Source organism: Stakelama pacifica, from assembly GCF_004361835.1.
In the GTDB taxonomy this organism is placed as follows: Bacteria; Pseudomonadota; Alphaproteobacteria; order Sphingomonadales; family Sphingomonadaceae; genus Sphingomonas; species Sphingomonas pacifica.
On record NZ_SNWD01000002.1, the window covers coordinates 473,158 to 499,540 of the forward strand.

Here is a 26,383-nt window from a genome sequence, read left to right on the forward strand (position 1 = left end):
TCAGCCGCGCCAGTCGAGCACGGGCCAGCCGCGTTTCCCGGCAAGCCTTCGCAGCGCGTCATGCGGATTGGCGGCAAACCCCTCATCGGCCCATTCGAGCGCGGGAGCATCGGAGACATGATCGCTGTAGAACCGGATATGCGCGTTGCCGCGATCGATGCCCTGATGCGCCATCCACGCCTTGATCATGGTCAGCTTCGCCTCGCCATAGCAATTCTCTCCCTCGATCTTGGGAAGCAGGTCGCCATCTTCGGCAAAGCGCGATTCGGTGGCGATGACCGAATCGAAACCGAGCTTGTCGGCAATTGCGCTGGCGTAGAAACGATACGAAGCGGTCGCGAGCACCAGTTCATATCCCGCCGCCCGGTCCTCAGCGATCCGGTCGCGCGCGCCCTGAAGGATACCGCTTTCATCAACCGTCTCGGCAAAGGCTGCGGCAAGCTGAGCGCGCGTATCAGGCGCCAGCGAGCGGCCGAGGATCAGCCGCTGCGTGAATTGTTTGAGCTGTCCCCGGCTGATCAGGCCGAGTTTATAGGTGATCGCCCCGCCCAGCGCCGCCGGTATCAGTGCAAGTCGCCATGGCGCGATCCTGCGCGCGGCATGGATAAGAAACGGGGTCCAGGTCGGCTCGCGCGTAATCGTGCGATCCATATCGTAAATGGCAAGGTGATGCATTGGGGCATTTAATCGCCAATATCCTTGCTGTTCCAGTCCAAATGCGGGATGGGCATATGCAATGAGCAACGCGGCCGAATTTACCCGCGAGGGGGACACGCTTCATATCACCGGCGCGCTGGTCCTGGCGCATCTGGGCGACCTGCCCGATGCGCTGGATTCGGCAGGCGGTGATGTGAAGCGAATCAACCTTGCCGATGTCGATCGGATGGACACAATCGGCGTGTGGGTGGTGCATCGCTTCGCCGATCGCTGCGGTGCCGAGATTGCAGGCCTGAACGAGGATCAGGAGCGCCTGTTCGAGCAGGTGCGAGAGGCCGATGCCCCGGTCGCCAAGCCGCCCCGACCCAAAAACGCCTTCATCCATATGCTGGAGGAGGTCGGCGAAGCGACCGCGACGGCGGGGCAGACGCTGCTCGGCCTGCTCGGTTTCATGGGCGCGACGACGATCGCTTTTCTGAAGGTGCTGCGCCACCCCAGCCGCTTCCGCTTCAACGCGACAGTGCACCGGTTCGAAGTCGTAGGCGTATCGGCGCTCGCGATCATCGGGCTGATGAGCTTCCTGATCGGCATCGTGATCGCACAACAGGGCGCAGTACAGCTTCGCCAGTTCGGCGCTGAGGTGTTCACGATCAATCTCGTCGGGCGAATCACCCTGCGCGAACTGGGCGTGCTGATGACCGCGATCATGGTCGCCGGCCGGTCGGGCAGCGCCTTTGCCGCGCAGCTGGGCACGATGAAGCTGACCGAGGAAATCGATGCGATGCGCACGATCGGCGTGTCGCCGATGGAGGCGCTGGTGCTGCCGCGCGTGCTGGCGGCGGTGCTGATGATGCCGCTGCTCGGCTTTTACGCCTCGATCGTGTCGATCATCGGCGGTGGGCTGCTCTGCTGGGTCTCGCTAGGCATTCCGCCGGTGACGTTCATCCAACGGCTGCACGAAGTCGTACCGATCACCGACCTCTATGTCGGGCTGGTCAAGGCACCCGTGTTCGGCGCGATCATCGCGATTGCGGGCTGTTTTCAGGGCATGCTGGTGGAAAGCGATGCCGAACAGGTCGGCCTGCGCACCACGGCGGCGGTGGTGCAGGCGATCTTCCTCGTCATCGTGCTCGACGCCTTTTTTGCCGTGTTCTTTACCTGGATCGGCTGGATATGAGCGACGAAACGATCATCCGGGTTCGCGGCCTGAAGAATGCGTTCGGCGAACAGGTCGTGCATCAGGACCTCGATCTCGACGTACGCAAGGGCGAGATTCTGGGCGTGGTCGGCGGATCGGGCACCGGCAAATCGGTGCTGATGCGATCGATCATCGGGCTCCAGCCCCCGGCCGAGGGGGAAGTCGAGGTGTTCGGCGAACATGTGCTCGGTCGCAGCGAGGACGATACCGTCGATATCCGCAAACGCTGGGGCGTGTTGTTTCAGGGCGGGGCGCTGTTTTCGACGCTGACGGTGGCGGAAAATGTGCAGGTGCCGCTGCGCGAATTCTATCCGGACCTCAATCTCGACCTGATGGACGAGATTGCCAATTACAAGGTCGTGATGACCGGCCTGACGCCCGATGCGGGGCCGAAATTTCCGGCCGAACTGTCGGGTGGTATGAAGAAACGCGCCGGGCTTGCCCGCGCGCTGGCGCTCGATCCCGATCTGCTGTTCCTCGACGAGCCGACGGCGGGGCTCGACCCTGTCGGCGCGGCGGCGTTCGACGAATTGATCAAATCGCTGCAAAGGACGTTGGGTCTTACCGTATTCCTCATCACCCATGATCTCGATACGCTGTACGCGATCTGCGATCGGGTCGCGGTGCTGGCCGACAAAAAGGTGATCGCCGTGGGGACGATCGACGAACTGCTCGCCACGGACCATCCGTGGATCCAGGAATATTTCAACGGCCCGCGCGGGCGGGCGGCCGTGGCAACCGCGAACGCGCACAAGGAATGAAGGTCTAGACGATGGAAACCAGATCGAATCACGTGCTGGTAGGCGCCGTCGTGCTGATCCTGCTCGCCGTGCTTGCGCTGTTCACCGTCTGGCTCGCCCGGCTGAACGGCGGGTCGGAAAAGCAATATGACATCTTCTTCAAGGAAGCGGTCGATGGTGTGAACAAGGGCTCGCCCGTGGCCTTTTCCGGCGTGCCGGTGGGACAGGTGAAGGAAATCGCGCTGTTCAAACCCGATCCGCAATTCGTCCGGGTGCGCATCACCGTCAACAGCGACGTTCCCGTGCTGGAAGGCACCACCGCGACGATTCAGGGCATCGGCTTTACCGGCGTCAGCCAGATCCAGCTCGACGGTGCGGTAAAGGGTGCCCCGCCGATCACCTGCCCGGAAAAGGACCGCGCCAGCGTCTGCCCGCTGGGCGTGCCGGTCATCCCGACCAAACAGGGCGGGCTCGGCGCGTTGCTGAGCTCAGCGCCGAAGCTGCTCGAGCGGCTGACGACGCTGACCGAGCGGCTGACCGAATTGCTGTCGGACAAGAATCAGGCGTCGATCGCGGGCATATTGGAAAATACCAACCGCCTTACCGATGCGCTGGCCGATCGCGGTCCTGAGATCGCCGCGACGCTGGCCGAAACCCGGATCGCGATCCAGAAAGCCGGCAATGCAGCGCAGCAGATCGGCGAGCTGGCCGGTACCACCAACCGCGTGCTCGATCAGGATGTGCAGCCTGCGATGGACAATCTCAATCAGGCGATCAATTCCGCGAAGCACAGCATGGACACGCTGGACAGCGCGATCGGCGACGCACGACCGGGGCTCAAGACCTTCTCGAACCAGACGGTGCCGGAGGTCAATCAGCTCGTCCATGACCTGCGCAACATGACCGAGGCGCTGAGCTCGGTTGCGCAAAAGGTCGATCGCCAGGGTGCGGGGTCGATCATCGGCGCGCCCGCGCTGCCCGATTACGACCCCAAGAAATCGCCTAAGCAGCCCAAGGAGTAAGGCCCAGTGCGCGCCATCAAGACCCTGCCCGCCCTCGCCACTGTTGCGCTCCTCGCCGGATGCGTGAAATTCGGCAGCGAACCGCCGCCCTCGCTGCTGGTGCTCAGCAGCGACGCCGCGGTGAAGGTGGGTGCGACGCAAAGTTCCGCCACCAGCCCGACGATCACCGTTCGCACCCCCGAAGTTGCGCAGGAAATCGCGGTCCAGCGCGTTCCCGTGCGGTCGAGCGACACTTCGATCGCATATGTGAAGAACGCGCAATGGGTCGAACCGCCGGCTCGCCTGTTCGCGCGGCTGCTCGGCGATACGATCGGCGCGCGCACCGGGCGGCTGGTGCTCAGCGGGTCGCAGGGAACAGTCAATCCGGGCGAGACGCTGTCGGGAACGCTGCGCAACTTCACGATCGATGCGCCGACGATGGAAGCGGTGGTGACCTATGACGCGTCGCTGATCCGCGCGAAGACGGACACGGTCGAAACGCGGCGCTTTGAAGCGCGCGTACCCGTCACTGCGATCGACAACAATTCTGCGGGGATAGCGCTCAACCAGGCGGCCAATCAGGTCGCGGTCGAGGTCGCCGACTGGATCGGTAAATAACCGCTATTGGTCGGGCGTTTTGCGGACCGGCGCGGGCACGTTGCATATGTCCGCGCCATCGGCGGGAACGGTGAAAAAGGGCGGCTGCCGATTCTCCCGCTCCGCGACATAGGCCGCGAAGCGCGGATTGTCGGTGGCACGATATTGAAACCGGGGCCGTTCGCTCTCCGGCATGTCCGAGGCGAGCCGGACGCTGACAATGCCGGTCGGCGTCTGCTCCTCGCCGTAAAAGCCCATCTCGCCGGTCCCGCGCGGCAAAGCCGAGAGATGATCCATCCCGTCGATCACGCGTCCGATCAGCGCAATATTGCGGTCGAGATGGCGCGGGGCATGGCCGATCACCGTATATAGCTCCGCCCCGCTTCCCGTGCTCGGTGCCAGATCGCGCGCCACGCCGACCATGCCGTAGCAATGCGGCAGCCATTGCCGGACACCGTCCCCGGCCAGCGGCCAGCCATCCGCGCTGAACCCCGTCACCCGCGCATAGGGATCGCCGCGCGACAGGCTCAGGCTGAGCGGCGCTGCACTCCAGTCATATTCGGGCGGCAGATCGTCGGCGACGCCGGCGGGCAGCGGTGCCTTTTCCGTCACATCGCCCCATTGGGTGACATAGCCGTCCTGCACCCGGTACACGCTCTTTCCGTCCCACCAATGGTCGCGGGCGAGCGTGCGGATATTGCCGACATGGCGCGGCGCATAGCGCGGGGCCAGCCGGATCACCACCTCGCCACCATCGGCAAGCCGCATCACCAGCAGTTCATCGGCCGGAATGGCGCGCCAGTCGGCGGCGACAGCGTCCGAGGGGGCGGTCTGCGGCGCCGCGGCCACCGGCGGGACGGCAAGCGCGACAAGGGCGGATAGGAGCATCTGCATCGGCAAAAGCTGGCACAGCGATACCGGGCTGGCAATGGCCGGCGTCGCTTCGCAGCGAAGCCGCTCGGATGAGGAGATGCTTGCACCGCGCGCCGTTCCGGCCTAGGGGAACGCCCTTCCAGCGATATGCGGAGCGGTGGCCGAGTGGTCGAAGGCGCTCGCCTGGAAAGTGAGTATACGGCAAAACCGTATCGAGGGTTCGAATCCCTCCCGCTCCGCCACTTCGGAACAACGGTGGGCACTCCGCCCACCGCCGAGGCTACGCCGTTCGCGGCGAGCACGCGCAACAGGTTGCTCTTCGAGCCCATGATGCGGACTTCCTCGCGATCGACTTCTACCCGTTGCGCGAGCGCACGCAGATGATCGCGCCGGTAGCCGCCGCCCTCCAGCCGGATACGGCGTCGCGCGGTCGATGCGAACTCGCGCAGCATCGTCGGCGTGATCGCCTGCTGGGTCGAGCTTACGAGCAGCGCTGAGGCGCGTTCGGCATCCGCTCGCGCCTGATCGCGGGTCGCTTTCAATCCGTCGATGCGATCCTTGAGCGCCGGGTCATCGAGGTCGGCGACTCCGCTTTCGATTGCGTCATAGAGCCGCTTCAAACGCAGCTCGGTCTCCGCAGCACGCCGGTTCAACTCCGCGATATGCTCGCGGCGCCGCTCGGATCGCTCTTGCCGGCGATCCAGAACCTCGGACAATACGACCTCAAGCCTGACTGGATCGAGCAGCCGTTCCGCCAGATGATTGGCGACAAGATCGTCCAGCCGCTCCATCGCGACGGTCATACCTTCACAAGCGGTCGCTCCCTGCCGCGCCTTCATCGAGCAGGTGTAATAGCGATAGCGCCCGCCCTTGCCGGTGCGGATCGTCATCGCGCCACCGCATCGCCCGCAGTGGATCAGCCCCGTCAGCAGCGTCGGACCACCGACGACCTGCGGATGCGCGACCTTCGGACTGCGCGCCTTCAGATGCGCCTGCACCGCATCGAACGTCGCTTGGTCGATGATCGGCGGCACCTCGACCGGGATCACCTCGCCAGCGGGCTTCAGTTCCTTTGACTTGCCGCGCTTGTTGAACTCGTGTCGGCCCGCATAGGTGGCGCGCGTCAGCATCCGATGCACCGTGCCGATGCCCCAGCGCCCACCGTCGCGGGTGAAGATGCGGCGCTCGTTGAGATGATTGGTGATGGTCTTGACACCCATCGGCCCGGACGTGCCGTCCCCTTCCAGCGCCAGCTTGAACGCCAGTCGCACCGTGTCGGCGTGGAGCGGGTCGATCTCCAGCTTCTTCTTGGTCTTGGCGCCGCGCTGTTCGGCGGCGACGACGCGATAGCCGATCGGTGGCAGCGAGCCATTCCAGAAGCCCTGTCGTGCGTTTTCCTTCAAGGCGCGCAGGACGTGTTTCGCATTCTCCTTCGACTGATACTCGTCGAACAGCGCCATAATCTGGCGCATCATGACGTGCATCGGATCGTCGCCCATCTCCTGTGTGATGGAGAGCAGCTTCACGCCGTTCTTGGCGAGCTTGCGGACGTAGAACTCCAGCTCGAAATGGTCGCGGAAGAAGCGCGAGAAGCTGTGGACCACCACCACGTCAAACGGTGCCGGCTTGCTCGTTCCGGCCTCGATCATGCGCTGGAACTCGGGTCGGCGGTCGTTGGTGGCGGATGCGCCCGCCTCTACGAACGTATCGACCAGCTCCAATCCTCGCGACAGGCAATAGGCTTCGCCCTGCTTGCGCTGATCGGGGATCGAAACGTCATGCTCGGCCTGCCGCGCCGTTGAGACGCGCAGGTAAAGGGCGGCGCGCAGCGGCACGGTCATGGCAGCATCCTCACATCATTGGCACGGCCCGAACAGCTCGTCGAAGACATCGCCGAACCATGCCTCGAACACGTCCACTTCGGCGCTCGTGACCGGAACGCGCTCGGGCCAATCGTCAGTGACGGTCCAGGACGCAAGATCGTCTTTGGGCGGCCGACCCACATGGGGCTGAGCCGAGTTGACCGGCAACCGGACATAGTCGAGCAAGTCGTCCGGGCAGTATGCAGGACGGCGCGGCGTTCGGCGACGAGGCTTGCGAGACGTGGCCATGCAGACAGGGTGCCGCCCGCCTTCCTCTCGCGCAACGGCTCCGACGCAGCGTAGCGCAGATAGGGACGGACGGCGGCGCGGTTCATGGCTCGCCCCACGGGTTGACCACGGTGATGCCGCAGTCGGCGAAGTCGGCGACGTTGCGAGTCGCCAGCCGGGCTCCACGCGAGCGGACGATCGCGGCGATCTGCGCGTCGATCTGACTGATCGGCTGGCCGCCCTTCTGCCGCCCGGCCGCGATATCGGGATAGGCGTTGGCGGCATCGGTATCGAACGGCAGCACGCGCCCGGCGAGATCGACATCGAACATCGGCTGCGCGGCCGCCATCAGCGCATCGCGGCGGCGCCCCTCGGGCAGCAGCGCCAGACCGTAGAAGATTTCCGCCTGCGTCAGCGTGGTCGTGAACACCCCCGCCATCGGCTGCTCGCCCATCCAGGCCATCACCGTTGCGTCCGGCTCGCGCCGCATCAGCTCGGAAATGACGTTGGTATCAAGGACGATCATTCGCCGAAATCCACCGGCGGCCGGATCGCCTCGCGCGGTGCGGCGGGCAGATCAACGCCGCCCAGCGGGCCGAACCTTTCATGGATCGCTTGAGCGAGATTGCGAGGGCGCGGATCGTCTGTGGACAACGCCGAGCGCAGAATGTCGCGCGCCTCGTCTTCCATCGACCGGCCATTGACGGCTGCGCGCACGCGGAGGCGCTTCTTGATCACATCGTCGATATTTCGGATCGTCATGACCGCCATGCTGGCCTCCATAAGTCAATGACTTCATATTAGTCGATGCTGGTGAAAATTACAAGATCAGAGGGTTTGGCGCCTCCCTGCGGGACCGCCGCTCTATCTGCGCTGCGCTCCGACCGAACCCCTGACGGGTTTCGGCCCTGCCGGGTGACGATCAGCATGGCGGGCGGCGCTGGCGCGCCGGGCAGCACGCGGTTTCAATAGAGCGTACTCTGCGACTTCTACGAGCCGACAGGGTGCGCGCCTTATCGTAGCCGCGTGGCACACTTGTTCTGCCCGGAGGGCGCGGCGGCGGCTGGCCCCCAGGCCCGCGCGCACGCCGCCGCGCCGGCCGGTCGCCGCAAGGGTGCCTTCATTGGTAGCGCCGCGGACGCGGCGCGGCTGCTTGGGGCTCTGCCCCCGGCGCCCTTCGGAGCGGCTTCCGCCCAGCTTCCTCCACGCTTCGCGTTCCGTGCAGCCGGTTCCCCGCGAAGCCGCCCACTCCGGTTGCACCCCCGGTCTCGCCGACGGGCAGGGTTTCAGCGCGGCGTTCCGCTGCGCGGAAACCCAAGCCCAAGGAGCAGTAAGATGACCGATACCGTTCAAACCGAAGCCGTCAGTGGCGTCGAGATTTTCGTGCCGCTGAACAAGCTCAAGAAGTCCCCGCGCAATGCCCGCAAGGTGCCGCATGGGGAAGCCGCTATCGAGGCGCTGGCCGCTTCGATCCAGCACAAAGGGCTGATCCAGAACCTTGTGGTCGAACCCGAGGTGAAGGCGGACGGTTCACCGACCGGCTGCTATTTCGTCACTGCTGGCGAGGGCCGCAGACTGGCGATGCTGCTGCGCGCCAAACGCAAGCAGATCAAGAAATCGGAAGCCGTGCGCTGCTGGCTCGATACGCAGAACGATCCCGCCGAGGTCAGCCTTGACGAGAATGTCACCCGGACGCCGATGCACCCCGCCGACCAATTCGAGCGATTCGCGGAGCTTTCCCGCGACAGGGGTTGGGGTGCGCAGGAGATCGGCGCGCGGTTCGGCGTGTCGGCTTCCGTGGTGAAGCAACGCCTCCGGCTTGGTGCTGTCAGTCCGAAGCTGTTGCAGGTCTATCGCGAGGACGGGCTTACGCTCGACCAGCTAATGGCCTTCGCGATTGCGGAGGACCATGCCCGGCAGGAGCAGGTGTTCGAGAGCCTGCATCATAATCGCGAGCCGTGGATCATCCGGCGTGACATGACAGCCAGCAACGTGCCCGGCGACGATCGCCGTGCCGTGTTCGTCGGGGCCGAGGCCTATGTCGAGGCGGGCGGCAACATCATCCGCGACCTGTTCAGCGAGGATCGGGGCGGGTTCTTCGAGGATGCGGGCTTGCTCGATATGCTCGCGACCGAGAAGCTGCGCGAGATCGCGGGCGAGGTTCAGGCCGAGGGCTGGAAATGGACCGAGGCGCATATCGCCTATCCCCACGCCCACGGGATGCGGCGCTTCTATCCGCAGACCATCGCCCTGTCCGACGAGGACGAGGCCCGGCTGGAGGCGCTGTCCACCGAGCATGACGAGCTTGCCGAGGGCTATTCGTCCTACGACGAGTTGCCGGAGGACGTGGCCGAGAAGCTGGAGGCGATTTCCGACGAGATCGACGCCATTTCGGCCAAGCGTCACGCCTACGACGCCAACGTGATCGCGCATGGCGGCGCGTTCGTCATGCTTCACCATGACGGCACGGTCAGGATCGAGCGGGGTTTCGTCCGTCTCGAGGATGAGGCGCTGGCCGACCCGCAACCGGAGCCGGAAGCCGAGGGCGATGCGACGGCCCCGGAGGCCGTGGAGGACGAGCAGGCGGAGGACGGCGACGAGGACGTGCGGGAGATCGAGGAAGAGGACGAGGAACCGGGCAAGCCGATTTCCGACAGCCTCACCCGCGACCTGTCCGCCCATCGGACGCTGGCGCTTCGTGTTGCACTGGCCGAGCGGCCCGATCTGGCGCTGATCGCCTTGACCCACACGCTCACGGCGCAGTTGTTCTACAGCTATACCGAGGCCGGTTGCCTTGAGGTTCGTCCGACCGTGACGCCGCTGGGCAGCCATGCGGACGGGATCGAGGATACGCCGCTCGCCGCCAAGGCGAACGAGGCGCGCGAGGCGTGGGCCGAGCGGATGCCGCGTGACGTGGCCACCCTGTGGGGCTTCATCGTCGGGATGGACGACGACAAGCGGCTGGCGCTGCTGGCGCATTGCGCGTCCCGCACCGTCAACGCGCTGCGCTTGCCGTGGGACCGCAAGCCCCGTTCTCTGCAAACGGCGGACAGGCTGGCGACCGCGCTGGCGCTGGACGTGGCGAAGGACTGGACGCCCACCGTGGACAGCTACCTTGGTCGCGTGACCAAGGCGCATATCGTGGAGGCCGTCGCCGAAGGCGTGTCGGAGGACGCCGCCCGCCGTATCGCGGACATGAAGAAGCCGGACATGGCGCAGGCCGCCGAGCAGCTTCTGGCCGGGACTGGCTGGTTGCCTGTGATCCTGCGGACGCCCGAGCCGGAGGCGGATCAGTCCGAGTCTGTCGAGGTCGAGGATGGCGGGATCGTGGAGCAGCCGTCCGAAGCGGAGGCCCCCGATACCGGAGCGGAGGACGGCGAAGCGTCCTATGCCGTCGCCGCCGAATAGCGGCATTGGGTCGGGGCCGCGCGAACGGTCCCGGCCTTCTTTCGCTGCCCAAAACTAGCGGCCGCACCCTCGTTGGGGGGCGGCCGCTTTTGCTGTTTGAAAAGATCGTCGCTCGCCGGGCCAAGGCCCGGCTCGCGGATATAGGTCAGGCCGCGCTGGCATAGGCAAAGGGCGTGATCGTCATAGGCACCCTATCGGTTGGCGTGCGGCGCAAGCGCCTCAATGATGCGGCAGTCCGCGACCGTGCCGCCCCCGCATGAGGTGATGAGCGCGGCCAGTTCCCGGCGCAACGCCGTCAGATCGGCGATCTTGCGCTCGACTTCGGTGAGATGGTCGCGGGCGAGCGCATCGACCGTCGCGCAGTCCCGGCCGCGATCGTCCGACAGCGACAGCAGCGCGCGCACCTGGTCGAGCGGGAAGCCGAGATCGCGGGCGCGGCGGATGAACGACAGCCGCCCCAGCTCGGCCGCGCCATAGGCGCGGTAGTTGCCGCCGGTGCGCGGCGGTTTCGGCAGCAATCCGATCCGCTCATAATAGCGGATCGTCTCCACCTTCGTGTCCGTCGTCTTGCCTAGCTCGCCGATGGTGAGCGCCATAGCCTTGACCCTGTAGTTGCTACAGGGTGCATATAGGCTGTCGCATCGAACGAATCGAGGTGACGAACATGGCAGGCGGATGCTGCGGTGGCTGCGAGACGACCGCGCCGACCAAGGACAAGGCATGGCGGCGCGTGCTGTGGATCGCGCTCGCGATTAACGCCGCCATGTTCGCGGTCGAGATCGTCGCCGGCGTCGCCGCGCACTCCGCCGCGCTCAAGGCCGACGCGCTGGATTTCCTCGGTGATGCCGCCAACTACGCAATCAGCCTCGGCGTCGCCGGCATGGCGCTGCAATGGCGCGCGCGGGCCGCGCTGCTCAAGGGGGTATCGCTGTTGCTGCTCGGCCTCTGGATTCTCGGCAGCACCGTCTGGATGGCGCTGACTGGCACCTTGCCGCAGGCCGAGACGATGGGCGTCATCGGCGTGCTCGCGCTGCTCGCCAATCTCGTTTGCGCCGTCATGTTGTGGCGGCACCGCGACGGCGACGCCAACCGCAGATCGGTGTGGATCTGCTCGCGCAACGACGCGATCGGCAATATCGCCGTAGTCGCCGCCGCGCTGGGCGTGTTCGGTACGGGCGCGGCCTGGCCGGACATCGCGGTCGCCGTGATCCTCGCCGGGCTTGGTGTGAGCGGCGGATGGCAGATCATCCGGCAGGCACGCGTCGAACTGCGCCGGGTTGCTTCTGCGGGGCGGGAACAAATCGCCATCTAACCCGCCGGGCCGCGCCAGGGCGTTGTGTGCGTCTTATCGCCCGCTGGTCGCCCTCCTGTCAGCGAGTCGTGTTCGTCAGTGCGCAATCCTCCTCCCCAGGTCGGGGCACGCACACGGCCTCTCCAATGGCTTGTCTGACCGAGGCCGATCGCCTTCCCGCAAGGGTGTCGTGCGCCTTTTTTCCGCCGCCTGCGGCTTTGCATCGCGAAGCAAAAAAGCCGCCCGCCACCCAACCTCCACTGCGTTTCGGCCGCAAGCGGTGCGGGGTCGATCGAGCCCCGGCCGACGCTGAGCCATCGAGGCCGCGATGGGCGTGGCCTGAACAGACAGGAGATTACGACATGGCTACCATCGGCACCTTCACCGCCAACAGCAAGGGCGAGATCGCTGGCGTCATCAAGACGCTCACCCTCAACACCAAGGCCAGCTTCCGTGCCGTCGAGAAGGAAGGCGAAAAGTCCCCTGACTTCCGCATCAGCGCCGCCAACATGGACATCGGCGCCGCCTGGAAGAAGACCAGCCGCGAAGGCCGCGACTACATCTCGGTCAAGCTGGATGATCCCAGCTTCCCGGCGCCGATCTACGCCACGCTGTCCGAGACCGACACCACCGGCGAATACGCGCTGATCTGGTCCCGCTGACCGGCGACGACGCCCCCGCTCCACCGGAGCGGGGGCCTTTCGCGTTGGAACGGCAGAACTAGCCGGACAGCGAATCGAACAGGGGCAGCGGCATCGGGCCGCGCTCCGTCAATGCGCCAGCGTCATAGGGCGCGATCGTCACCCATTCGACCGCCCAATCCAACGTCAGCTCACCGGAACCGATCCGTGAAATCCCGGCGCCGTCCACCACGACCCGGAAGTCGAAGCGATCTTCCTCTAGGCGGCCTTCGATCAACGAACCATCGCTCGCCGCCAGCAGGAAACGCTCCTCAATCTCGTCATAAGGGATGCGCAACGTTTTGGTGATGTCCCCTGCGACTGCGATGCGCTGGCCCGGCTGTCCTGTGATCGTAATGCTCATACCGACTCCTTGCAGCCGGTGTGGATCAAAACAGGAACAAATGGCAAGAGCTGTTTGCTGGCGCCGCAGGGCGGCGCGTGCTTGGGGCTCTGCCCCCGGCGCACTCCAAGCGGCTTCCGCCCAGCTTCCTCCCCGCGCTGCGCGCGTTCCGTGCAGCCGGTTCCCCGCGAAGCCGCCTTCCGTTTGCACCCCCGGTCTCGCCGACGGGCAGGGTTTCAGCGCGGCGCTCCGCTGCGCGGAAACCCAAGCCCAAGGAGGCCCAAATGCACTACCAGCTTGCCACCCGGTTCGGCCGCAACGCCCATCAGATCAGTGGGCGGGAGCCGCTCGACAACGAGGCGCTCTATCGGCACGTCCCGTCCATCTTCGCCCGCGAAGCGCATGACAGCCGTTCGGATCGCTACGTCTATGTCCCGACCATCGATATCGTGGAGGGGCTGCGCCGGGAAGGTTGGTCGCCGTTCTTCGCGGTCCAGTCGGTTCCGCGCGACGGCAGCCGCCACGGCCACGCCAAGCACATGCTGCGGCTGCGTAGGGACGACGGCATCGGCAAGCCGGAGGCCGCCGAAGTCATAATCGTGAACAGCCATGACGGGACCAGCGCCTACCAGATGTTCGCCGGGATGCTGCGCTTCGTTTGCACCAACAGCATGATTGCGGGCGAGCGGTTTGAGGAGGTCCGCGTGCCGCACAAAGGTAATATCGAGCATGACATTATCGAGGGCGTGTTCACCGTCGCCGAGGACTTCCCCCGGCTGATCGACGCGAGCGAGTCGATGAAGGCGATCCAGCTTTCGCCGGATGAGCAGCGCTTGCTTGGCGAGGTTAGCCTTGTCGCCCGCTATGGCGACGAGGAAAGCCCGGTTAGGCCCGAGCAGATCATCGAGCCGCGCCGCCGCGAGGATGTGGACCGCAGCCTATGGACCACGTTCAACGTCATTCAGGAGAACGTCGTTCGTGGCGGGTTGCAGGGCCGCAAGCGCAACGCCGAGGGCCGTATTCGCCGTGCGCAGACCCGCGCGATCAACGGCATCGACCAGAATGTGACGCTCAACCGTGCGCTCTGGACACTAGCCGAAGGGATGCAGCGCCTCAAAGCGGCGTGACGATAACTACCGCAGGGCCGGAGTTTCCGGCCCTGCGGCTTTGCCGTTTTCGCGCCGATCCGCTGCACCGGATCGGCGGCGGCCGCGCGTGCCGAAGGTCCGCGCGGCCGCATGAAGTGCGCTCGCCGGGCTAACGCCGGCTCGCGATCTAAAGGGATGTGGTTAGTTGGTTTCGGACTGGTCAGCTTCGGCGAGTAGATCAGCCGGCGTGACGCCTAGTGGGGAGGCCAGATGAAACAGGGTCACAACCGTTGGATTACGGCGACCCCGTTCAAGATCACTGACATATTGCTGGGTAAAACCTGACGTCTCGGCAAAGCGCTCCTGGGTAAAGCCCTTCTCCTTCCTCAGTCTGGCGAAGTTCAGTCCCACGAGGCGGCGCATATCCATGCGCGGCAAGCTGGACGATACACACTATGCGGTTTATCTCATATAAGGTGTATCGACAGCTTCGCACCGCCTCATCGCTGCCAAAGGTGCAACGAACGATGCGAGACTTGCGCCTATTTGACGTCCGTATTTGGTCTAGTTTTGTTAACGAAGAACATGACGGGAGCGCCATGAGCACCAGCCAATTCGCGGATCGCGCGCCGAACATATCGCAGCTCACCGCCTATGACGAAAGCCATCTCACCGATTATTTGCGCCTGCTCGACGCCGACGAAGAAGGCGCAGACTGGCGCGAAACCGCCGCCTGTATTCTCGGCATCGACGCGGCCGCCGAACCGCGCCGGGCAAAAACAATGCACGACAGTCATCTTGCGCGAGCGCGATGGATGACCGAGGTTGGCTATGCCCATCTGCTCGGATGCGAACGACCGTTAAAACGTTAAGATTTCAATCCAATTCGGTTGCATTCACTCATCTCTGGCACGGCTTTCGCGGCATGATTGAGCGCAGCCTTTGCGCTATTCGCCCGATATTTCACAGGTGACGCTGAACCTCCTGAAATCCGCGCGAGACGCGGTTAGGAGGATGGAATGCCGACGCCCCAGCGTCGGCGCCCGCGACGCGACGGCGGTTTGTCCGGCGCGATCGGACGCGCCGACATAGCCGCCGAATTCCTTCGGCGAAACCGCACCTATCGCGCCGAACATGCGCAAATGCAGCAACGCATCGCTGACGGCGCCGTCGCAAAGAATGCCGCCGAGTCGGCATTCGCGCGACGCTGGGGGTTGTCCTTTCGCCACGGCGCCGGATGACCTGTCAGAGCCGGTCGTTTGGCGCCCCGAGCTGACCGCCGTCACGGTCATCCTGGACGCCGCACCGGAGGGATTTGCGACCGCTGCCCCAGTCGATCCGCGCGCGCTTGGCGCGCTGCTCGCCGACCTGGCCGGGATCGACGGACGCCATGTCGTTGTGGCCGATGTGGCCGGCGAGCATCGGCTGTGGCTGCGCGACTCAACGCCGGGCCGGCCGCTCGCCGCCGTCATCCCGCTCGACAAGGATTTCGTCACCCGCCTTGCCAGCCTGCTGCGCTTCCACCGCCGTCTGCTCGGCCGCGCCGCCGGCCCTCTGCCGCGCGGATGGCCGCTGACGGCTTACCGGCTCGCCCGGCTCGACTTGATGCTCCGCGCGCTCGACCTGCGCGATGGCGGTGCGACCTACCGCGAGATCGCGATTGCGCTGGGACGCGACGAGGCAGCGCGGCTGTCCGCGAGCGACTGGAAGATGTCTTCCGCGCGTTCGTTCGTGGTCCGTCTGGTTCGCGACGGCATCGCGATGATGAACGGCGACTACCGCAAGCTGCTCCATATCCGCTAACGCTATGGCAGGAGCGGGCAGAGAACGAACGGACCGGTTTCCCGGCTGTCTGAACAGAGATGCCGAATTGGGAGTAAGTGCCCGATTAGATTGGGCGGGCCTGCCCGCCCTCCCACTCGCGTCATGATGTTCGCAATTCTTCCTCGATGATCGCCAAGGCGCCCGCGATGCCGTCCGCCTGTGAGCCGAAGCCGACGCGCATATGCTCGGGCATGCCGAAGCAATCTCCGGGAGCTAGCAGAACGCCCCGCTCTGCCATCCGCTCGCAGAACGGCCGGCTTTCGCGGCCATCGCGAAACCACGGAAACGCCACGAGCCCGGCCTGCGGCGGCACCCATTCGAGAACGTCGCTCACTCTAGCCATGAAGGCGCGAAGCTCCTTCAGGTTTGCGGATGCGACACTGTTCACTCGCTGCAAGATCACCGATCGGCCTCGCATGGCATGCAGCGCGAGCGCCTCCAGAACCGGCGAGCCGCTCCACGCGATATAGCTGCGCGTGCGGATCATGCTCTCTCGCCGCTGTGCGTTCGCGTCGATGACCCAACCCATGCGTAAGCCGGGCAACGAGAGTGCCTTCGACATGTCGCCGGTCACGATCACGTTCTCGATGCCGGCCGCCGATCTTCTCGGCGCATCGAAATAGACGGGGTGGAACACTTCGTCGAGCAACAGGGGCACCCCCTTGCTCGCAAGCGCATGCGCCAAAGACACGCAGTCCGGCGTCTCGAGCACGGCCCCGCTCGGATTGTGCGGCGAGTTGACCAACGTCACTACGGTTTGCGCATCCGCTAGCGCCCCAACCTGCGCCGGGTCGATGCCGAATCCGCAATCGCGCGACAGCGGATAGTAGCGTGGTTCCAAATGAACGAACTGCGCCGTACCAGCGAACGCGGCATAGGTGGGCATTGGCAGCAACACATTGCCGCCCGCCCGTGACAGCGAGGAAAGCAGAAGAAGGAGCGCTTCCGCCGCGCCCGTGGTGAGGACTACCCAATCCGGATCGACATCATGATGGGACGCGATTTCTGCGCGGAGCGCGACCGCGCCCGCTGTCGGAGCATAACTGAGCGGTAGGTCCGTCAGGTCGAGCTGACCGCCACCCAATTGAATCAATTCGTTCATCGTCCAGCGTGGGCCAGCACTTCCTGCAAGATTAAACTTGAGATCACGCGGGCGTTCGAGCCATTCATTTAGCAGGAATGGCGGTAATTCCATACGATCTCCTGTGATGAGCGTCACCTCTAATGGCTGGCCCTGAGTCGTTATCTCGCCGCAGATCATGGCGGCAATGAGATAACAATGTGGGAATTTCGATGCGTGCAGCAACGGTGAAGACACCGCTGCTAAGGTGGTCGCATCCGTGCAGCCGCACATCTTCGTACCCCACCCGGCCGCCTCCGATCTGACAATTACGTCTCCCGCCGCCACCGCCCGCAGGAGCCGTCACTTGTCCGATACGCCCACCAACCTGCCGCCTCGCTTCCTGCGCACGCCGGAAGCCGCGCGCTTTCTTGGCCTCTCCGGCCGGACCCTTGAGAAGCACCGCTATTTCGGGACCGGACCGGCCTACCGGCGGATCGGCGGCCGCGTCGTCTATTCGGTCGATGACCTGCGCGCCTGGGCCGACATCGGCATCAAGCATTCGACCTCCGATCCGGGGCAGGACGACCTCATGCCGCGCGCGGATTCTGCCATCGCCCGGAGCCGGCGATGAGCGTCCCGCCGTCACCCATGCGCCACCGCCAACCATCCGACGACGGTATGACACGCGTCGAACTGACCTGGATCGAGAAGCGGATCGAGCATTGGATCAGGTTCGGCCGCATCGCGGTGGATGAGATCGTGGACCGCCGACGCCGCATCGTCCGCTTCCGCCCAGGCGCGATTTTCGCGTTCGTCCGCTGGGCGGCGAACGATTACGGCACGGTTAGCTCCCGCATCGACATCGTGCGCGCGGTCGGCACCGGCGAGCCGTTCACAACGCTGCCGTTCGTGCGGCCCGGCGGCGACATCCTGCTCAAGATCGAAAGCTGGCCGAAGGTTTCCCAAGTGCTCGCCGCGATCGACGCGACCGAAGCCGCCGGCGTCGATCCCTGTGACGCCGCACCCGATCATTGGTGGCACGTCCACAACCGCATCGCCGCCGGGCAGCAGCCGCGTCCCTACACGCTGGAGCGTCATCGCGCCTGGCTCAAGCGCCGGGAGATCGAAGGATGACGCGCCGTGGATGGGTCATTGTGACGGTCTCCGTTGCGTCGCTGTTTGGCGCGTCGTTCGCAGCCGTGGCGGTGCTCGACCCGCTCCCGCGCCTCGTCTGGAACGCCAGCGCGAGCGCACCGATCGGGTTCTACCGGATCGAGCCGTTGTCCGATCCCCCGCACGGCGCGCTGGTCGCCTTGACGCCGCCCGCGCCGCTGGCGCGGTGGCTGGCGGCGCGCGGCTATCTCGGCGAGCGTGTGCCTCTGTTGAAGCATGTCGCGGCCAAGCCGGGGCAGCGGGTGTGCCGGATCGGCGCCGTTGTGAGCGTCGATGCGCGGCCCGTCGTCGTCGCTCGCTTGGCCGACGGCATGGGCCGCCCGCTGCCGGTCTGGCAGGGCTGCCGCACGCTGCGCGCCGGCGAGCTGCTGATGCTCAATCCCGACCACGCCGACAGCATGGACGGCCGCTATTTCGGCCCGCTGCCGGCCTCGACCGTGCTCGGCCGCGCCGTCCCGATCCTCACCCGCGACTCCCCGACCGCGCCGCTCACTTGGCGCTGACCGGCTTTCCCAACTGCCAACCCACAGGAGATCATTATGCAGATCGGCAGCTTCTTCCGCACCGCCAACGGCTACGAAGGCATCATCGAGACGGCGATGCTCGACATCCGTATCTCGATCGTCCCGGCCGAGCCGAGCGACGCCGACAAGGCGCCGGACTGGCGCGTCCACCGTGGCGACAGCGGCGAAGGGCCGGAGATCGGCGCCGGCTGGAACGAAAGCGGCGAGCGCGCTGGCGATTACGTCTCGCTGCGCATCGACGATCCGGCATTTGCGCAGCCGCTCCGCGCCGCGCTGTTCCAGAATGGCAACGACAAATCGGCCTGGTCGCTGCGCTGGAACCGTCAGCCGAAGTCGCGCGAGCAGGACTGAGCCCGTGCGCTTCCTCATCATCCCTTTGTTCGCGGGAAGACCGTCTCATCCCTCCGTCCCGCTCGGTCGCAGGCCGGCCGAAGCGAGCACGCTGACAGGCTGTCGGCGGAGCGGAGTCGGATCGGCGGTCGTGGTTGCCGTCTTCCTGCTGTTCGGCGGCGCGGCGTCTGCCCCTGCGACGGCTCAGGATATGCCGGCCGCGCGATCATCGGCCGTCCATCCCTATGCCGATCATGTCGCGGAGGCCGCGCGTCGGTTCGGCATCCCCGAGGCGTGGATATGGGCGGTGATGCGCGTCGAGAGCGGCGGCAATGCCCGCGCCGTGTCGCGCGCCGGAGCAACGGGCCTGATGCAGATTATGCCCGCAACCTGGGCGGGACTACGCAGCCGCTACGGCCTCGGTCCCGATCCGTTCGACGTACGCGACAACATCATGGCGGGCGTGGCCTATCTGCGCGAGATGTACGACCGCTACGGCAACGCGAGCGCGATGCTGGCGGCCTATAATGCGGGACCGGGCCGCTACGACGACTTCGTGTCGCGCGGCCGACCCCTGCCTGCCGAGACGGTCGGCTATCTCGCCCAGCTCGCGCCGATCACTGGCGGCTCGGGCGCTGTGGAGGTGGCGGTAAGCTCGCCGCCTGATCCGTTCGCCTGGCGTCGCGCCGCGTTGTTTGTCCGCACGGGGAGCGCCGCATCAGATGCAGTTGGCGTGCAGTCCGGCAGCGGCGAAACCGCGCCGGAAACGCCCTCGGGCAGTGTAGAATCTGACGGCGGTCGCACGACCGATCCGTCGCCGAATGTGGCGCGCGACACGCTGTTCGTGTCCCGCGCCCGCGCGGGCCGACCGCAATGATCGGCCTGTCGCTCCCTTCATCCGTCCGAAGCAGCAAAGTGGCTGGGGAGGAGGAAAACGGCAGGGACAGACGAGGGCAAGATATAAGCAGCGCCCCGTTCAGCCGAAAAGCCGAGGCTTTTCCGCGGCTTCACGCGGGGGCGTCGGTCGGCGCGCGTGCCGCGCGGAAGGGAAAAGCCAGCAAAAACAACGCCTCGAATGGCACCATAGGCCATTTTCGGCCGATGGCGGCCCGGCCGTGAGCGAGGACAGCGAGTTCCGCGTCCGGCCGGGCAAGGCCAAGCGCAGCAAGGCGCAGGGCCGCAACGCGCGCGGCCTGGTCGCCGAGGTGCTGCGCGTTGCCGCGATCCACAGCGGCGGCCGGCGCGGCGGCGCCATCGGAGCGCGCCGGGGCGCGCAATCGACCTTCGGGCGGGGACGCACCGCGTTCGCCCGCAGCCGCCTGTTCGGCTCGGGCCGGCGCGTCATGGTCAAGATGCTGCCCGTGACCACCCGCAGCCGGGGCGGCCGGCGCTCGGCGCCACTGTCCGCACACGTCGCCTATCTGAAGCGCGAAGGCGTCACCCGCGACGGCTCGCCGACCCGCATGTTCGACGCGGCTGGCGACAACGCCGACGATCGCGGTTTCGCCGAACGGTGCAAGGATGACCGGCATCATTTCCGGGTCATCGTGTCGCCCGAGGACGCCGCCGAGCTGACCGACCTGCGCGAATACACGCGCGACCTCATGCGGCAGATGGAGGTGGACCTTGGGACGCGGCTCGATTGGGTCGCGGTCGATCACTGGAACACCGACAACCCGCACGTCCATCTGCTTGTGCGCGGCGTTACCGATCAGGGCGCCGATCTCGTCATCTCCCGCGACTACATCAGCCACAATCTCCGCTCGCGCGCGCAAGATCTGGCCTTCGCCGAGCTTGGGCCGAAGCCCGAACATGAGGTGCAGCGCGCGCTCGACCGTGAGGTGACGGCGGAACGCTGGACCCGGCTCGATACCGAGATCCAGCGTTCCGCCGACGAGCTGGGCGTGATCGACCTACGCCCCGAGCGGCCCGGTCCCGACGATCCGCGCCTCCGCCGTCTGATGGTCGGGCGCTTGCAGCATCTGGAGACGATGGGGCTCGCAACCGAAGGGGATACCGGCCAGTGGGCGGTGGCGGAGGGCGCGGCGGCGAAGCTGCGCGAACTGGGCACGCGCGGCGACATCATCCGCACGATCGGCGCGGCGCTCAAGGATCGCGGGCAGGACCGGCCGCTCGACAGCTACGCCGTCGTCACTCGCGCGCCCGAAAAGCCGATCGCGGGCCGGCTGATCGACAAGGGCTTGCACGACGAGCTGACCGGCACGGCCTATGCCGTGATCGACGGCACGGACGGGCGCACCCACCATGTTCGCCTGCCGGGCATCGAGGCGCTGGAGCATAGCCCCAAGCTCGGCGGCATCGTCGAGCTGCGCGGCGTCGGCCGGCCCGGCGAGGAGAAGCCGACGCTGATCCTTGCCACGCGGTCGGACATAGACCTTGCCGCGCAGGTGAAAGCGCCCGGCGCGACCTGGCTTGACCATCGCCTGATCGAGCGTGGCGCCAGCGTTGCGGACGGCGGGTTCGGTGCCGAGGTGCGCCGCGCGATGGACGCGCGCACCGACCATCTTGTCCGCGAAGGGCTGGCGCGCCGCTTCGGTGAGCGGACGGTGTTCGAGCGCGGGATGCTCGACACGCTCCGCAAGCGCGAGCTGGACGCGATTGGGGCGAAGTTTGCGGGGGAGACCGGGCTTGCCTATCGCCCCGCCGCGTCCGGCGAGAAGATCGCCGGCGTCGTGCGCCAGCGCCTCGCGCTCGCGTCAGGCCGCTTCGCCATGATCGACGACGGGCTCGGCTTCCGGCTCGTGCCGTGGGCCAGCACCCTCGAACAACAGCTCGGCCGTCAGGTGTCCGGCATCGTCCGCGCCGGCGGCGGCATCGACTGGACGCTCGGCCGCAAGCGCGGCCTTGGCCTCTAACCACAGGAGAATTTATGTCCGCGACCAAGATCCTCTGGGGCCAGGTCATCACCGTGTTCCTGATCGTGCTCGCCGCGGTCTGGGGTGCGACCCAATGGACTGCCGCGGCGCTCGCTTATCAGCCGGAATTGGGGCCGCCTTGGTTCGTGCTCGGCGAGTGGCCCGTCTATCCGCCGCCCGCCTTCTTCTGGTGGTGGTTCTCGTTCGACGCCTATGCGCCCGACATCTTCAAGACCGGGGCGTTCATCGCCGCATCGGGCGGGTTCGTGTCGATCGCCGTCGCTATCGGTATGTCGGTCTGGCGCGCGCGTGAATTGAAAAACGCAGAGACCTACGGGTCTGCGCGCTGGGCGACGGAGCGCGAGGTTCGCAGCGCCGGGCTGTTCGGGCCGAACGGTGTGGTGCTCGGCAAGCTCGCCCGCGACTATCTCCGCCACGACGGCCCCGAGCATGTGCTGTGTTTCGCGCCGACCCGCAGCGGCAAGGGCGTCGGGTTGGTCGTGCCGTCGCTCCTCACCTGGCCGGCGTCGGCGATCGTCCATGACATCAAGGGCGAGAACTGGACGCTGACGGCGGGCTTCCGGGCGCGGCACGGCCGCGTGCTGTTGTTCGATCCGACCAACGCCGCATCGGCCGCCTACAATCCGCTGCTGGAGGTGCGCCGAGGCCAGTGGGAAGTGCGCGACGTGCAGAATGTGGCGGATGTGCTGGTCGACCCCGAAGGCAGTCTCGAGCGCCGCAATCACTGGGAAAAAACCTCGCACTCGCTGCTGGTCGGCGCCATCCTCCACGTCCTCTATGCGGAGACTGACAAGACTTTGGTCGGCGTCGCCGGCTTCCTGTCCGACCCGGCGCGCACCATCGAGCAGACGCTGGCCGCGATGATGGCGGCGCGGCACCTCGGCGACGCGGGCGTGCATCCCGTCGTCGCCAGCGCCGCGCGCGAGTTGCTGAACAAGTCGGACAACGAGCGGTCGGGCGTGCTGAGCACCGCCATGTCGTTCCTCGGCCTATACCGCGATCCCGTCGTGGCGCAGGTCACGCGGGCCTGCCAGTGGCGCATATCGGATCTGGTCGAGGGCGATCGGCCGGCGACGCTGTATCTAGTCGTGCCGCCCAGCGACATCTCGCGCACCAAACCGCTGATCCGCCTCATCCTCAACCAGATCGGGCGCCGGCTGACCGAGGAGCTGACCCCGAAGGGCAACCGCCATCGCGTGCTCTTGATGCTCGACGAGTTTCCCGCGCTCGGCCGACTCGACTTCTTCGAGTCCGCCCTGGCGTTCATGGCGGGCTACGGGCTCAAGGCGTTCCTGATCGCGCAGTCGCTCAATCAGATCGAGAAGGCTTACGGCCCCAACAACGCGATCCTCGACAACTGCCATGTCCGCGTGAGCTTCGCCACCAACGACGAGCGCACCGCCAAGCGCGTGTCGGACGCGCTCGGCACCGCCACCGAGATGCGGGCGATGAAGAATTATGCTGGGCATCGTCTCTCGCCCTGGCTCGGGCATTTGATGGTGTCGCGGTCAGAGACCGCCCGCCAGCTCCTCACCCCCGGCGAAGTGATGCAGCTCCCGCCCGACGACGAGATCGTCATGGTGGCGGGCGTCCATCCGATCCGCGCGAAGAAGGCGCGCTATTTTCAGGACCGCCGCCTGTCCGAGCGGATCATGCAGGCGCCAGCGTCCCCGGCCGCTGCGATCCGTCCTGACGATTGGACCGGGAGGCAGGTCGTCGCCGATCCGAAGCAGGTCGCACGGATCATCCGCGACGCCGAGGACGCCGCCAATGGCGGGCTGCGCCGTGAACCGGAGCTGCCCGAGCATGTCGCCATCGTGCCGGAAACCCCGGCGCCTGCGGCGCAGGAGTTTTCGATCGTCGACGACGAGCAGGACGACGCGGCTCGGCAGGCGGCCGTGCGTCGCCGGATGCAGGGCATTGCGCGTCAGGCGTCGCTCGATCCGGGCGACGGCATCGAATTGTAGGAGGCTGCCATGCGTACCCGGCTCAACGTCTACTTCCCGCCTGCGCTCGCCAAGCAGATCGACGAGCTGGCTATCAGGCGGCGCATCTCGCGCTCGGCGATCGTGGAGGCGGCAGTGGCGTCCTACCTATCGCCGGATGGCGCCGATCGGATGGAGGCCGCGTTCGCGCGGCGGCTCGACCGCTTGTCGCGTCAAGTCCAGCGGCTGGAGCGTAACACCGGGCTGACGACCGAAGCGCTCACATTGTTCGTCCGTTTCTGGCTGTCCGTGACACCGCAACTGCCCGACGAGGAGCAGGCCGCAGCTCAGGTGAAGGGTCGCAAGCGCTATGAAGGCTTCGTCGAAACGCTCGGCCGGCGTTACGCGAGCGGCAAGAGTCTGATGAATGAAATCCCGGAGGATGTTTGGCTGAAGCACCCCGGCGAGCCACAGCGATAATTGGATTGTAATAAGCAAAAGCCGCGACGATGCATTCGCGCCAACTCGACCCGAGAGCCGATAACGCGCCGCCCCAGGTTGACGACGTCAACCTTCATCTATATTTGGTTGACGAGGTCAACCAAAAGGTCCGTACATGTCGACAATTTTGATCACTGGCGGGCATAGCGGCATCGGTTTCGAATGCGTCAAGCGGCTGGCGACACAGGGTATCGATCTGGTTCTGGCAGGCCGGAACCCTGCGAAGCTTGAAGCGGCTGCATCGTCGATCCGCTCGAGCGCGGGCGTGAAGGTGGCCGCCGTCGAGTTGGACGTCTCGTCGCTGGGCTCGGTCCGCACAGCAGCCGCGCAATGCCGCCAGATGATGGAAAGAGGCGCGATCAGTCGGCTTCAGGCAATTCTGTGCAATGCCGGAGCGACATTCCGCGGCGACCCCACCTACACCGGGGACGCCTATGAGCTGACCTTCGCCACCAATTATCTCGGCCATTTCCTGCTGATCCAGTTGCTGCTCGATAGCCTCAAAGAGGATGGTCGCGTGGTATTCACCGCCAGCGGGACGCACGATCCCGATACGGCCGACGGCAAGTTCATCGGCCGCGCGGTAAGGCCGGACGCATTCGCTTTGGCGAAGACGGGACTGGACGGAAATAAACCGCTCTCCGGAGGCACGCGCTATACAACTTCTAAGCTCTGCACCGTGCTGCATGCCTACGAGCTCCACCGGCGGCTGAGGGCTGCGGGTCTCGGTATCTCCTCCATCGCCTACGATCCGGGCGCCATTGCGGAAACCGGGTTGCTGAGGGACCTGCCGGGACCGGCGCGGGCAATGATCGGATCGCCGCCAGTCCGTTGGCTGATGCGGCGGATGGGTCTAACCCTCGGCGATCTGGTCCAGTCCGGCCATGCGCTTGCCGGTCTCGCTACCGCGAAGAATGTCGGGTCGGGGCGCTATTATCAGTGGAAGGACGGCGTCCTTGGCGAGAGACGTTCGGCCGCGATGTCATACGACGAGGAACTGGCTCTGGCGCTCTGGCGCGATTCGAAAAAGCTGGTGGGGGTCGGCTCGGACGAAGAGCCCGAGCGCCTGAAATGAGCACCCGTAACACGCTCATTCAGGCCGCGGCGAACCTGCTGGATGAGGGCGGCGAACAGGCCGTCACCCTGCGGGCCGTCGGTCATGCGGCCGGGGTTTCGCACAATGCCCCCTACAAGCATTTCACGAACCGGGATGCCCTGCTGGCCGCCGTCGCTGCCGCTGACCTTGAGACGCTTACGACCAACTTCGCCGACATACGCGGGTCGGAGCAGGCGCCCAAGGTCAAACTGCTGACCGCCATCGGCGCCCTGATTGCGTTCAGTCGCCTGCGGCCGTCGCGGTATCGACTGGTTTTCGGCGCACCGACGCTTGCCCAGAAAAATCCTGATCTGCAGGCGTGCAGCTCGGCCTGTCTCGCTGAGATCATGGCACTGGTCGATGAATGCAAATGCGCGAAAGCTCTGCCCAACGCGCCGACAAAGAGCCTCGCCAGCCTGCTGCTAGCCGCCATGCACGGCCTCGTTCTTCTGGAAGCCCAGGGCCAGCTTCACGCTGAAAAGGGATTGCCGACCATCGAGGAGAACATGGCGCTGATGGTCAGCCTATTCTCGCGGTGAGACTGGCGAGGTTTTACCTGAGAAGCCCTGCCTAGGCCATTCTGAAGCGTTTCGGACGGGCAGTTTGCAATGCATGAATGCCCTGGAGACTTGCACGGTCGTGGACCTGCGAAGGCGGCGTTGCGCCGATAGAATATCTGCTCGGTTGGCACATCGCGCAGGCGAAGAATTTGCCACGTCAAGGAGGAAGCGGGATCGCTCGGGCTGTCGTGCGCATCGGTTGCCGTTCAGCCAGCACGTTCCGCGTCGCCTTCTTCCCTATGTAAGATCGTGTCCGACGCATTAGACCTGATCAGGTTGCTGAGCGAAGTTGCCCGCCGGACGATGGCAGCGATCGCCTGCGATTGGAATTCTTCCGGTAATTCGCGAATTCTCGCGTAGCGAATCAAGAGATTTTCTACCGATGCTCGCCGGATTCCCTTACCCAAGACCCCGTAACCCAGACCGACAGCCTAGCGATTACCGTCGGCATTAACCGCAGCCTGTAAGTATAAGCCGCCGACTCTACTACACCTTCGACTATCTGTTGCACCGGCCGGATTTCT

Annotated in this window: 30 protein-coding genes, 1 tRNA gene and 1 pseudogene; 22 read left to right on the forward strand and 10 right to left on the reverse strand. The window is 65.7% G+C overall.

Going from position 1 to position 26,383, the window contains the following annotated elements; translation table 11 throughout:
* Complete coding sequence (locus EV664_RS05390) at nucleotides 1-675, reverse strand: HAD family hydrolase (protein ID WP_133494634.1); 675 nt, start codon at nucleotides 673-675, stop codon at nucleotides 1-3.
* Between the two features lie 61 nt (nucleotides 676-736).
* Between EV664_RS05390 and EV664_RS05395 the strand changes: the two genes are divergently transcribed.
* From EV664_RS05395 to EV664_RS05410, 4 genes are read left to right on the forward strand one after another with little or no spacing between them, the layout of a single operon-like run.
* The gene (locus EV664_RS05395; protein WP_133494635.1) at nucleotides 737-1,834 is read left to right on the forward strand and encodes an ABC transporter permease; all 1,098 of its coding nucleotides are present in this window, start codon (nucleotides 737-739) and stop codon (nucleotides 1,832-1,834) included.
* On the forward strand, nucleotides 1,831-2,616 hold the full coding sequence (locus tag EV664_RS05400; protein ID WP_133494636.1) for an ABC transporter ATP-binding protein: 786 nt from the start codon (nucleotides 1,831-1,833) through the stop codon (nucleotides 2,614-2,616). Before EV664_RS05395 ends, EV664_RS05400 begins: the two co-directional genes overlap by 4 nt.
* A gap of 11 nt (nucleotides 2,617-2,627) precedes the next feature.
* Entirely contained in the window at nucleotides 2,628-3,617 is a 990-nt protein-coding gene (locus EV664_RS05405; RefSeq protein WP_133494637.1) for an MlaD family protein, read from the forward strand.
* Nucleotides 3,618-3,623: 6 nt separating this feature from the next.
* Nucleotides 3,624-4,214, forward strand: coding sequence for an ABC-type transport auxiliary lipoprotein family protein (locus tag EV664_RS05410; RefSeq protein ID WP_133494638.1), 591 nt, complete (start codon nucleotides 3,624-3,626; stop codon nucleotides 4,212-4,214).
* A gap of 3 nt (nucleotides 4,215-4,217) precedes the next feature.
* Here the strand turns inward: EV664_RS05410 and EV664_RS05415 are convergent, their stop codons facing one another.
* A complete protein-coding gene (locus EV664_RS05415) occupies nucleotides 4,218-5,081 on the reverse strand; it encodes a peptidylprolyl isomerase (RefSeq protein WP_133494639.1) in 864 nt (287 codons plus the stop codon).
* Nucleotides 5,082-5,217: 136 nt separating this feature from the next.
* Between EV664_RS05415 and EV664_RS05420 the strand changes: the two genes are divergently transcribed.
* Nucleotides 5,218-5,308: transfer RNA gene (locus EV664_RS05420), tRNA-Ser, on the forward strand.
* 573 nt (nucleotides 5,309-5,881) lie between these two features.
* On the opposite strand, the pseudogene EV664_RS19480 reads toward EV664_RS05420, so the two are convergent.
* The 4 genes and pseudogenes from EV664_RS19480 to EV664_RS05440 form a co-directional block, all read right to left on the reverse strand.
* Nucleotides 5,882-6,907, reverse strand: a pseudogene (locus EV664_RS19480) (recombinase family protein); the annotation flags it as partial.
* A gap of 15 nt (nucleotides 6,908-6,922) precedes the next feature.
* Complete coding sequence (locus tag EV664_RS05430) at nucleotides 6,923-7,114, reverse strand: hypothetical protein (protein WP_133494640.1); 192 nt, start codon at nucleotides 7,112-7,114, stop codon at nucleotides 6,923-6,925.
* Between the two features lie 145 nt (nucleotides 7,115-7,259).
* Complete coding sequence (locus EV664_RS05435; protein ID WP_133494641.1) at nucleotides 7,260-7,682, reverse strand: type II toxin-antitoxin system VapC family toxin; 423 nt, start codon at nucleotides 7,680-7,682, stop codon at nucleotides 7,260-7,262.
* Nucleotides 7,679-7,927 (reverse strand): FitA-like ribbon-helix-helix domain-containing protein, encoded by a 249-nt coding sequence (locus EV664_RS05440; RefSeq protein ID WP_133494642.1) that lies wholly within the window; start codon nucleotides 7,925-7,927, stop codon nucleotides 7,679-7,681. The genes EV664_RS05435 and EV664_RS05440 overlap by 4 nt, the downstream gene beginning before the upstream one ends.
* Before the next feature lie 564 nt (nucleotides 7,928-8,491).
* Here EV664_RS05440 and EV664_RS05450 point away from each other — a divergent pair.
* Nucleotides 8,492-10,564, forward strand: coding sequence for a ParB/RepB/Spo0J family partition protein (locus EV664_RS05450; protein WP_133494644.1), 2,073 nt, complete (start codon nucleotides 8,492-8,494; stop codon nucleotides 10,562-10,564).
* Nucleotides 10,565-10,755: 191 nt separating this feature from the next.
* Here the strand turns inward: EV664_RS05450 and EV664_RS05455 are convergent, their stop codons facing one another.
* Nucleotides 10,756-11,160, reverse strand: coding sequence for a MerR family transcriptional regulator (locus tag EV664_RS05455; RefSeq protein WP_133494645.1), 405 nt, complete (start codon nucleotides 11,158-11,160; stop codon nucleotides 10,756-10,758).
* A 68-nt stretch (nucleotides 11,161-11,228) separates the two neighbouring features.
* Here EV664_RS05455 and EV664_RS05460 point away from each other — a divergent pair, with 68 nt between their 5' ends.
* Both EV664_RS05460 and EV664_RS05465 read left to right on the forward strand, forming a co-directional pair.
* Nucleotides 11,229-11,876: a cation efflux transmembrane domain-containing protein gene (locus EV664_RS05460; protein WP_133494770.1), complete on the forward strand. Its 648-nt coding sequence runs from the start codon at nucleotides 11,229-11,231 to the stop codon at nucleotides 11,874-11,876.
* Nucleotides 11,877-12,217: 341 nt separating this feature from the next.
* Nucleotides 12,218-12,517, forward strand: coding sequence for a DUF736 domain-containing protein (locus tag EV664_RS05465; protein ID WP_133494646.1), 300 nt, complete (start codon nucleotides 12,218-12,220; stop codon nucleotides 12,515-12,517).
* A 58-nt stretch (nucleotides 12,518-12,575) separates the two neighbouring features.
* On the opposite strand, the gene EV664_RS05470 is transcribed toward EV664_RS05465, so the two are convergent.
* Nucleotides 12,576-12,899 (reverse strand): hypothetical protein, encoded by a 324-nt coding sequence (locus tag EV664_RS05470; RefSeq protein ID WP_133494647.1) that lies wholly within the window; start codon nucleotides 12,897-12,899, stop codon nucleotides 12,576-12,578.
* Nucleotides 12,900-13,162: 263 nt separating this feature from the next.
* Here EV664_RS05470 and EV664_RS05475 point away from each other — a divergent pair, with 263 nt between their 5' ends.
* Entirely contained in the window at nucleotides 13,163-14,005 is an 843-nt protein-coding gene (locus EV664_RS05475; RefSeq protein WP_133494648.1) for a DUF932 domain-containing protein, read from the forward strand.
* A gap of 162 nt (nucleotides 14,006-14,167) precedes the next feature.
* Here EV664_RS05475 and EV664_RS05480 read toward each other — a convergent pair whose 3' ends face one another.
* Nucleotides 14,168-14,395, reverse strand: a complete 228-nt coding sequence (locus tag EV664_RS05480) for a helix-turn-helix domain-containing protein (RefSeq protein WP_133494649.1) — start codon at nucleotides 14,393-14,395, stop codon at nucleotides 14,168-14,170.
* 170 nt (nucleotides 14,396-14,565) lie between these two features.
* Between EV664_RS05480 and EV664_RS05485 the strand changes: the two genes are divergently transcribed.
* The 3 genes from EV664_RS05485 to EV664_RS19490 all read left to right on the forward strand — a co-directional run bounded on the left by EV664_RS05485 (nucleotide 14,566) and on the right by EV664_RS19490 (nucleotide 15,769).
* Nucleotides 14,566-14,838 carry a DNA -binding domain-containing protein gene (locus EV664_RS05485; RefSeq protein WP_133494650.1) on the forward strand — a complete coding sequence of 91 codons (273 nt, stop codon included), beginning with the start codon at nucleotides 14,566-14,568 and terminating at the stop codon, nucleotides 14,836-14,838.
* A gap of 147 nt (nucleotides 14,839-14,985) precedes the next feature.
* The gene (locus tag EV664_RS19485; RefSeq protein WP_133494651.1) at nucleotides 14,986-15,207 is read left to right on the forward strand and encodes a transcriptional regulator domain-containing protein; all 222 of its coding nucleotides are present in this window, start codon (nucleotides 14,986-14,988) and stop codon (nucleotides 15,205-15,207) included.
* On the forward strand, nucleotides 15,101-15,769 hold the full coding sequence (locus tag EV664_RS19490; protein ID WP_229668084.1) for a DUF2285 domain-containing protein: 669 nt from the start codon (nucleotides 15,101-15,103) through the stop codon (nucleotides 15,767-15,769). Before EV664_RS19485 ends, EV664_RS19490 begins: the two co-directional genes overlap by 107 nt.
* A gap of 121 nt (nucleotides 15,770-15,890) precedes the next feature.
* On the opposite strand, the gene EV664_RS05500 is transcribed toward EV664_RS19490, so the two are convergent.
* Nucleotides 15,891-17,144: a pyridoxal phosphate-dependent aminotransferase gene (locus EV664_RS05500; RefSeq protein WP_229668083.1), complete on the reverse strand. Its 1,254-nt coding sequence runs from the start codon at nucleotides 17,142-17,144 to the stop codon at nucleotides 15,891-15,893.
* A 73-nt stretch (nucleotides 17,145-17,217) separates the two neighbouring features.
* On the opposite strand from EV664_RS05500, the gene EV664_RS05505 reads away from it, so the two are divergent.
* The 10 genes from EV664_RS05505 to EV664_RS05550 all read left to right on the forward strand — a co-directional run bounded on the left by EV664_RS05505 (nucleotide 17,218) and on the right by EV664_RS05550 (nucleotide 25,838).
* The gene (locus tag EV664_RS05505; RefSeq protein ID WP_015459426.1) at nucleotides 17,218-17,484 is read left to right on the forward strand and encodes a helix-turn-helix transcriptional regulator; all 267 of its coding nucleotides are present in this window, start codon (nucleotides 17,218-17,220) and stop codon (nucleotides 17,482-17,484) included.
* On the forward strand, nucleotides 17,481-17,987 hold the full coding sequence (locus EV664_RS05510; protein WP_133494652.1) for a DUF2840 domain-containing protein: 507 nt from the start codon (nucleotides 17,481-17,483) through the stop codon (nucleotides 17,985-17,987). The genes EV664_RS05505 and EV664_RS05510 overlap by 4 nt, the downstream gene beginning before the upstream one ends.
* Nucleotides 17,984-18,529, forward strand: a complete 546-nt coding sequence (locus tag EV664_RS05515) for a S26 family signal peptidase (RefSeq protein ID WP_133494653.1) — start codon at nucleotides 17,984-17,986, stop codon at nucleotides 18,527-18,529. The genes EV664_RS05510 and EV664_RS05515 overlap by 4 nt, the downstream gene beginning before the upstream one ends.
* A 36-nt stretch (nucleotides 18,530-18,565) precedes the next feature.
* Nucleotides 18,566-18,901 (forward strand): DUF736 domain-containing protein, encoded by a 336-nt coding sequence (locus tag EV664_RS05520; protein WP_133494654.1) that lies wholly within the window; start codon nucleotides 18,566-18,568, stop codon nucleotides 18,899-18,901.
* Nucleotides 18,902-19,091: 190 nt separating this feature from the next.
* Nucleotides 19,092-19,757, forward strand: a complete 666-nt coding sequence (locus tag EV664_RS05525; protein WP_373287489.1) for a lytic transglycosylase domain-containing protein — start codon at nucleotides 19,092-19,094, stop codon at nucleotides 19,755-19,757.
* A 238-nt stretch (nucleotides 19,758-19,995) separates the two neighbouring features.
* Complete coding sequence (locus tag EV664_RS05530; RefSeq protein WP_133494656.1) at nucleotides 19,996-21,756, forward strand: relaxase/mobilization nuclease domain-containing protein; 1,761 nt, start codon at nucleotides 19,996-19,998, stop codon at nucleotides 21,754-21,756.
* A gap of 14 nt (nucleotides 21,757-21,770) precedes the next feature.
* Nucleotides 21,771-23,744 (forward strand): conjugal transfer protein TraG, encoded by a 1,974-nt coding sequence (locus EV664_RS05535; RefSeq protein ID WP_133494657.1) that lies wholly within the window; start codon nucleotides 21,771-21,773, stop codon nucleotides 23,742-23,744.
* Nucleotides 23,745-23,753: 9 nt separating this feature from the next.
* On the forward strand, nucleotides 23,754-24,182 hold the full coding sequence (locus EV664_RS05540; RefSeq protein WP_133494658.1) for a ribbon-helix-helix domain-containing protein: 429 nt from the start codon (nucleotides 23,754-23,756) through the stop codon (nucleotides 24,180-24,182).
* Nucleotides 24,183-24,318: 136 nt separating this feature from the next.
* Complete coding sequence (locus EV664_RS05545) at nucleotides 24,319-25,278, forward strand: SDR family NAD(P)-dependent oxidoreductase (protein WP_133494659.1); 960 nt, start codon at nucleotides 24,319-24,321, stop codon at nucleotides 25,276-25,278.
* Entirely contained in the window at nucleotides 25,275-25,838 is a 564-nt protein-coding gene (locus EV664_RS05550) for a TetR/AcrR family transcriptional regulator (RefSeq protein WP_133494660.1), read from the forward strand. The genes EV664_RS05545 and EV664_RS05550 overlap by 4 nt, the downstream gene beginning before the upstream one ends.
* Nucleotides 25,839-26,383 lie beyond the last annotated feature (545 nt).

What these genes read in the sequence shown, in the direction of transcription:
- EV664_RS05435 (WP_133494641.1), bottom strand. Translation starts at nt 7,682, where the DNA reads ATGATCGTCCTTGATACCAACGTCATTTCCGAGCTGATGCGGCGCGAG.
- EV664_RS05415 (WP_133494639.1), bottom strand. Translation starts at nt 5,081, where the DNA reads ATGCTCCTATCCGCCCTTGTCGCGCTTGCCGTCCCGCCGGTGGCCGCG.
- EV664_RS05465 (WP_133494646.1), top strand. Translation starts at nt 12,218, where the DNA reads ATGGCTACCATCGGCACCTTCACCGCCAACAGCAAGGGCGAGATCGCT.
- EV664_RS05540 (WP_133494658.1), top strand. Translation starts at nt 23,754, where the DNA reads ATGCGTACCCGGCTCAACGTCTACTTCCCGCCTGCGCTCGCCAAGCAG.
- EV664_RS05500 (WP_229668083.1), bottom strand. Translation starts at nt 17,144, where the DNA reads ATGTGCGGCTGCACGGATGCGACCACCTTAGCAGCGGTGTCTTCACCG.
- EV664_RS05550 (WP_133494660.1), top strand. Translation starts at nt 25,275, where the DNA reads ATGAGCACCCGTAACACGCTCATTCAGGCCGCGGCGAACCTGCTGGAT.
- EV664_RS05510 (WP_133494652.1), top strand. Translation starts at nt 17,481, where the DNA reads ATGAGCGTCCCGCCGTCACCCATGCGCCACCGCCAACCATCCGACGAC.
- EV664_RS05485 (WP_133494650.1), top strand. Translation starts at nt 14,566, where the DNA reads ATGAGCACCAGCCAATTCGCGGATCGCGCGCCGAACATATCGCAGCTC.
- EV664_RS05525 (WP_373287489.1), top strand. Translation starts at nt 19,092, where the DNA reads ATGCCGGCCGCGCGATCATCGGCCGTCCATCCCTATGCCGATCATGTC.
- EV664_RS05470 (WP_133494647.1), bottom strand. Translation starts at nt 12,899, where the DNA reads ATGAGCATTACGATCACAGGACAGCCGGGCCAGCGCATCGCAGTCGCA.
- EV664_RS05405 (WP_133494637.1), top strand. Translation starts at nt 2,628, where the DNA reads ATGGAAACCAGATCGAATCACGTGCTGGTAGGCGCCGTCGTGCTGATC.
- EV664_RS05390 (WP_133494634.1), bottom strand. Translation starts at nt 675, where the DNA reads ATGCATCACCTTGCCATTTACGATATGGATCGCACGATTACGCGCGAG.
- EV664_RS19490 (WP_229668084.1), top strand. Translation starts at nt 15,101, where the DNA reads ATGCGCAAATGCAGCAACGCATCGCTGACGGCGCCGTCGCAAAGAATG.
- EV664_RS05455 (WP_133494645.1), bottom strand. Translation starts at nt 11,160, where the DNA reads ATGGCGCTCACCATCGGCGAGCTAGGCAAGACGACGGACACGAAGGTG.
- EV664_RS05520 (WP_133494654.1), top strand. Translation starts at nt 18,566, where the DNA reads ATGCAGATCGGCAGCTTCTTCCGCACCGCCAACGGCTACGAAGGCATC.
- EV664_RS05475 (WP_133494648.1), top strand. Translation starts at nt 13,163, where the DNA reads ATGCACTACCAGCTTGCCACCCGGTTCGGCCGCAACGCCCATCAGATC.
- EV664_RS05460 (WP_133494770.1), top strand. Translation starts at nt 11,229, where the DNA reads ATGGCAGGCGGATGCTGCGGTGGCTGCGAGACGACCGCGCCGACCAAG.
- EV664_RS05395 (WP_133494635.1), top strand. Translation starts at nt 737, where the DNA reads ATGAGCAACGCGGCCGAATTTACCCGCGAGGGGGACACGCTTCATATC.
- EV664_RS19485 (WP_133494651.1), top strand. Translation starts at nt 14,986, where the DNA reads ATGCCGACGCCCCAGCGTCGGCGCCCGCGACGCGACGGCGGTTTGTCC.
- EV664_RS05400 (WP_133494636.1), top strand. Translation starts at nt 1,831, where the DNA reads ATGAGCGACGAAACGATCATCCGGGTTCGCGGCCTGAAGAATGCGTTC.
- EV664_RS05535 (WP_133494657.1), top strand. Translation starts at nt 21,771, where the DNA reads ATGTCCGCGACCAAGATCCTCTGGGGCCAGGTCATCACCGTGTTCCTG.
- EV664_RS05450 (WP_133494644.1), top strand. Translation starts at nt 8,492, where the DNA reads ATGACCGATACCGTTCAAACCGAAGCCGTCAGTGGCGTCGAGATTTTC.
- EV664_RS05545 (WP_133494659.1), top strand. Translation starts at nt 24,319, where the DNA reads ATGTCGACAATTTTGATCACTGGCGGGCATAGCGGCATCGGTTTCGAA.
- EV664_RS05480 (WP_133494649.1), bottom strand. Translation starts at nt 14,395, where the DNA reads ATGGATATGCGCCGCCTCGTGGGACTGAACTTCGCCAGACTGAGGAAG.
- EV664_RS05440 (WP_133494642.1), bottom strand. Translation starts at nt 7,927, where the DNA reads ATGGCGGTCATGACGATCCGAAATATCGACGATGTGATCAAGAAGCGC.
- EV664_RS05515 (WP_133494653.1), top strand. Translation starts at nt 17,984, where the DNA reads ATGACGCGCCGTGGATGGGTCATTGTGACGGTCTCCGTTGCGTCGCTG.